This window comes from Prevotella conceptionensis 9403948 (assembly GCF_000312305.1).
Lineage (GTDB): Bacteria > Bacteroidota > Bacteroidia > Bacteroidales > Bacteroidaceae > Prevotella > Prevotella conceptionensis.
In genome coordinates, this window is the sequence record NZ_HE999448.1 from 208470 (window position 1) to 213870 (window position 5401).

The window sequence follows — 5401 nt, forward strand, 5'->3', positions numbered from 1 at the left end:
CCGCCGAACTGGCTAACCAGTTCGCTTTTTGCCCAGAAATTCCACAAAGTAAAGGGCAGCGTGCTTTACAGTGCCAAAGACTTGCTGAACAATCCGGTTGGCATTCTCTCGGTGATTAAGGACGTTTACAAGCATCCTGCCGTGCTGCCGTACCTTGGGAAACGGCAAGCCACACCGCCTTCTGCGCCCACCAACGTGCGCGCCAACGGCAAAACGCTGCAATGGAATGGGGCAGACGGTGCCTACTTCGCGGTATATCGCAGCAACGGAGCAGGTAAAGAAGCCACAACCATAGCCGTTACGCACCAACAAGAGGTTACGCTAAACGAAGCTGGAACATACTTTGTTACGGCCGTAAGCAAAAAGGACAATGCCGAAAGCCAACCTTCAACAACCGTTGATGTAAAGTAAAGGCCGCGGAATAGCGCACTGAACAGCCGCATCGCCTTTCCACATTTGCCACATGTGTACAAGTATAAGTGCCGTAAGGCGTTAAAACCGTTCGGGTTTACGAACGGCATGTTCGCTCCTGCTTTCTGTGGGAGAATGTATCATTAATGGAGTGGGTCGACAACAAACTAAGCACTGATAGTTGGTTGTCGGCCCACTATCATTTACCAAACACCTTGTTTTCACTTTCCAAACACCTTGTTTTCACTAGCCAAACGCCTTGTTCTCACTAGCCAAACACCTTGTTTTCACTTGCCCAGGCATCGCATTTAGCTCTTTGTCACGATGTGTTCTGCGTGTGAAAACAAGCTTTTTTGTTGGTTATCCCGTGGGTTTAAGCCTGCAACAGCACCTTTGCAACTCGTTCACTTGTTAATTCGTCAACTATATAATCCCCATTATCCTAAGGATGGTGGGTGTGAGCAGGGCGGTGAAGATGCCGTTGAGGGTAATTCCCAGTGATGCGAAGGCACCATACTTGTTGCTGATGCCCATAGCCGTGGATGCCCCTACGGCATGCGAAGCCGTTCCCATGGACAGCCCCTTGGCAATGGGACTGCTGACGTGGCCTAAGGCCAAAGCCTTAAAGCCCAGTATGGCGCCCAAGATGCCTGTTATTACCACTACGGCCGCCGTGAGCGAGGGGATGCCGCCAAGGGCTTGGGTTACTTCCATGGCGATGGGCGTTGTTACCGATTTGCTGGCCATGGAGATGATAACCACATTAGACGCACCGAAAAGTTGGGCCACCACAACTACGCTGACAATGCCCACCAGACAACCCACCAACTGCGACAGAACGATGGGAAACCATAACTTCTTAATGGCCTCGAACTGTAAATAGAGTGGCACGCCCAAGGCCACGACGGCTGGTTTGAGCCAAAAGTCGATGAGCTGACCGCTCTGTTCGAATGTTTCGAACGATACGCCCGTTAGTTTCAGGTAGGCTATGAGCAGCACGATGGCTATGAGTATGGGGTTGAGCAGTACCCAACCCGTGCGGTATTGCAGTCGGCGGAAATAGTAGAATACGGCAAAGGTGAGGGCCAAGATGATGTATTGGTTGGAGAAAAGCTGTTGCATTGCGTGTGGGGTATGTGATGTTGGGCCTGTTGGCCCGCTATAAGTGATTGGTGAGACTGTGGGGTTATACTTCGTCGTCGTTGGTGGGTGCAACGGCTTGTGTGTGGTCTTGTTGTTTTCTCTTATGCCTGCGCATGTGCATGGCCAGCAGTTTCCGCTCGGCCTTCACAACGAACTGGTGCATGTGTCCCGTTACTACCAATACGAGTATGGTGCTTAGCAGGGTGGCCATAGCAATGGGCAGCAGCTCTTTTTGGATAACATCGAGGTAGAGCATGATGGCCACGCCAGGGGGCACGAAGAAGAAACCAAGGTTTGCAAGCAGAAACTGGGAGAGTTTCTCTACCCATTCTAGCTTTACTATCTTGGTTTTGAGAAAGAAGGTGAGGAGCAGCATGCCAATGATGCTCGATGGTAGCTTGATGCCTGTTGCCCAAACGATAACCTCGCCGAGGGCAAGACATCCGAAAATAACGAAAAACTGTTTAGCCATTATAGCCGATGAACGAATGCTTATTTATGTTTGCACTGGCCTGCAAAGGTAGGCCTTATCCTTAATAACGATGCAAAGGTAAGGCTTTTTTTTGAAATGGAGGTTATAAAGGTGAAAAGGGTTATAAAGGTGAAAAGGTGAAAGGGTGAAAAGGTGAAAAAATGGCTAACGCCTTTAAAGGTGAAAAGGTGAAAAGATGGCTAACGCCTTTAAAAGGTGAAAGGGTGAAAAGGTGAAAAGATGGCTAACACCTTTAAAGGTGAAAAGGTGAAAAGATGGCTGCATGGGCTAGTTGGGGCAAGGATAACTAGAAAGGCTAGGATAACTAGAAAGGCAAGGATAACTAGGAAGTCTAGGATAACTAGAAAGGCTAGGTCATCAACTCACTAACTCACTAACTCAAACGCTTAAAAGCTTAAATTGTTATCTTTTGTTTTACAATCCCGCTCTATTCTTCACCCCGTTCTAGCGAAAATATAGGCCGCAAAACGGGTAAATAGCCCCTATTTTTGGCTTTTCACGCCTTTTGCTTTGTCCGTTTTCAAGAACAAAACCTGCATTTTGTACCATTTTGCCTTTCTAGTTTGGTTGACGGCTCGTAATTTTTCAGGCCTAAATACCCACTTTTAGACCCTAAAATCATACTTTTTAACTACTATTTCGCCCTTTTCGGCTATGTGTTTCATGGTTCTATAAGGTTTTGTTTATGCAATTGCCGTGGATATTTATGCTTCTCGAATGGCGTTTAGTGGCATTTTACACTGCATTTAGCACCATTTTACCTTGCGTTTAGCACCAAAACGCACTCCATTTAGCACCAAAATGCACTGCATTTAGCGGCATATTACACTGCGTTTAGCACCAAAACGCGCTTCGTTTTGCTGCAAATGGCCCCAAAGTGGGTGTTAGTGGCGGTCAGTTTAAATAAAAATTCATTTTGCCTGCTTGTACAGCTAACCCCTTTTTGCATCAAAACAAACCTTCGCGAGAATCGATTTTTTGTGGCAAGGTTGGCGATTGGTTGGCGAAAAGGGTACTCATAATGTTAAAATTTGTACTGAAAAATTGACAATAGGGGCGGATTGACGAGTTGAGAAGTGGGCTTTTAAGGTTATATGTTTGTGAGTTGTCAAGTTTATGAGTTGATGAGTTTCTGTGTTTGTGAGTTTCAGAGTTGATGATTTTTTGAGTTTTCCTCTTTGTGAGTTTGTGATTATTTCTGTTTGTAAGTTGATGTATTAGGGAATTGTTGGGCTTTCGTACGTTTAAAAGCCCGTTAGTTGATTTGTTCTGCACGTCGTATATGTGCGGAATGTTTATCTTGTGTTGGTATCACAAAGATAACAAGATGGTTGCGTGTGATAGTTGAGGCTAGGATAACTGGAAAGGCTAGGATAATTGGAATGGCTTTAAGAACTAGCTGCACTCAAAGGGTTAGAATAATTAGGAGAACTAGGATAAATTCCACAATTTGTTAAAGCCTAAATGATAGGTACACTTGCTCCCATTTTGCCATCAGAAACATTGAAAATAAACAAGCGGAGATTTCTGAAAAGCCCTATATGCTAAAAAAGAACTGGCATGAGTTATCAATAAGCTCTTGTTCTAAAAAATCCTTGCGGAGGGGGTGCAGCGGTTTCAAGCAATTAACCTTTTGCTTTTGTTTAGGTGTATGCGGGGGAGAATGTTCCGCCCTGATGTGAAAAACGGTTGGCGGTGCATTCGGAACAAATCCGGATGCACCGCCAACGGATAAAGTTATTTGATGGGATTTCCCTTGTCGTCTTTTCTAGATAGCGATGCCACTTGCACCTTAAAGTCGGATTTGGTGTTGTCGTCGTCAACGAATTTCCTCCCGTCCCAACGTCGGGTTAGGGCCAATCCCGAGTAAGTGGGATAGTCGCTGTTCTTGATGCTGACGAAAGGTACGTCGGTTACGGCATTGTAACCCTTGTCCAGTTTGCTGGGGCGCATCTGGAATTGGCTCCTAGGGCAAATCGTGATGCAATCTACAACGTACTCGAAAGGAATTTCTATTGCCTCGAAGTCGGCGAAGGCACTACTGGTGACGGTGATGTAGTGCAGGTATCCTCGCTTGTCTTTGGTGTCTTTGTAGTTTTTCGCAAAGTCTTCGGGCGTCCACGGTAGCCTCACCAATGCCAATCCTCCGTGTTCGGATATTTCTTGCATCTCGTACGAAGGTATGGTGTTGCCGCTTTTGTCTTTACGGGTCATGATGGCTTGCAAGTCGGGTACGTCGGGGTTGTTCTTTCCCGAGTGGTCGTAATTGGCGTTTGTCCATTCGAAGTTGGCTTTGCGTAGGTCTAAGAACGCGTCTAGCCCCTTGTACAAGGAGAGGTCTTCGCCTTCGAGTTCTTTCTCAAACATCGCCTTATGGTCTGTGGCGTATTTCGCCACGATTATCGATTGTTTGGGCTGTACGGGCAGGTCGTGTCCGCTGCCGGGGAAGTACGAGATGGCGTTCACGCCGTAGTATCGGTTCACGAAATCGTCTTTCGGGGCGAAGGTGATAACCTTCGTGGGGTCGATGGCATGGGCGCAAAGGGCCATGTTGTCGAGGTATTGCACCTGGTCTGTGGGGTTATATATCTCGATGTATTGGTCGTCGTTGTAGTTGTTGTTGGTGTTTTTGAATCCCCATTTGCTCACGTCGCGCACCCAATAGTGCCCAATGTAGAATACTTCCTTGATGATAAGGTGGTCTACTTTGCTTTTGGCGTTGGATTGCTTGGTGGGCAATTCGTTTCGTACGCAGCCCGTGAGTAGGGCCAGTAAAACGAGTGTTGCAAGTTGTTTCATTTTGTGTTGTCTTTTAAAGTTGTGTTGATGTTCGGCGTTGGCTGCTTGCATGCTTGGTTTAGAGGAACCAGTTGCCAAATCCCGAACCGCCTCCCACGCCGTGGGTTTGCAGGTTTTGCGATGCTTCCAGCGCATCGGCGGGCGACAGTCCTATTTCCAATCCCAGGTAATAATAAAAGGGGTCGTTGGGGTCGATGGCCGTTGGGTCGGTGTCGAAACTACTGCAATAAACCTTGATGGGTATGTTGAAGCGTATCACCTCTTGCCACTGCGAGTCGGCACCGTATTCCTTAGGCTCGTCGGGATTGAACCAGTCGGCGCAGATAAGCTTGCTGATGAACTCGTAAGTGGAATGGCGTTTGAGGTATTCGTCGCGTGGTATGAGCGCTTTCTTCCCCTTGGGGCATTTCATAACCCTTACCGAGAGGTAGAACTTGGGCAGCAAGTAGGATGGGCGAGTGTATTTGCCGGCCTCTCCTGTGGCGGGGTCGGTACGTTTGGTTATCTCGAACGGCCATTCGCTGTGCAGCTTGTCGTTTTCGTCGGCATCGAGGT

General features: G+C 47.4%; 3 protein-coding genes and 2 pseudogenes. 1 reads left to right on the forward strand and 4 read right to left on the reverse strand.

The window, feature by feature from the left end:
- Positions 1-411, forward strand: a pseudogene (locus BN93_RS10195) (glycoside hydrolase family 10 protein); the annotation flags it as partial.
- A 423-nt stretch (positions 412-834) separates the two neighbouring features.
- Here BN93_RS10195 and BN93_RS10200 read toward each other — a convergent pair.
- From BN93_RS10200 to BN93_RS10215, 4 genes and pseudogenes are all read right to left on the reverse strand, one after another.
- Positions 835-1533: an LrgB family protein gene (locus BN93_RS10200; RefSeq protein ID WP_009231042.1), complete on the reverse strand. Its 699-nt coding sequence runs from the start codon at positions 1531-1533 to the stop codon at positions 835-837.
- Positions 1534-1597: 64 nt separating this feature from the next.
- On the reverse strand, positions 1598-2026 hold the full coding sequence (locus BN93_RS10205) for a CidA/LrgA family protein (RefSeq protein WP_019188232.1): 429 nt from the start codon (positions 2024-2026) through the stop codon (positions 1598-1600).
- A 1758-nt stretch (positions 2027-3784) separates the two neighbouring features.
- Positions 3785-4846, reverse strand: coding sequence for a DUF4876 domain-containing protein (locus BN93_RS10210; protein ID WP_044260511.1), 1062 nt, complete (start codon positions 4844-4846; stop codon positions 3785-3787).
- Between the two features lie 58 nt (positions 4847-4904).
- Positions 4905-5401 (reverse strand): annotated as a pseudogene (locus tag BN93_RS10215) (hypothetical protein); the annotation flags it as partial.

Bases quoted from the DNA above. Each gene is read 5' to 3' on its own strand.
- BN93_RS10200 (WP_009231042.1), bottom strand. From the start codon at position 1,533: ATGCAACAGCTTTTCTCCAACCAATACATCATCTTGGCCCTCACCTTT.
- BN93_RS10210 (WP_044260511.1), bottom strand. From the start codon at position 4,846: ATGAAACAACTTGCAACACTCGTTTTACTGGCCCTACTCACGGGCTGC.
- BN93_RS10205 (WP_019188232.1), bottom strand. From the start codon at position 2,026: ATGGCTAAACAGTTTTTCGTTATTTTCGGATGTCTTGCCCTCGGCGAG.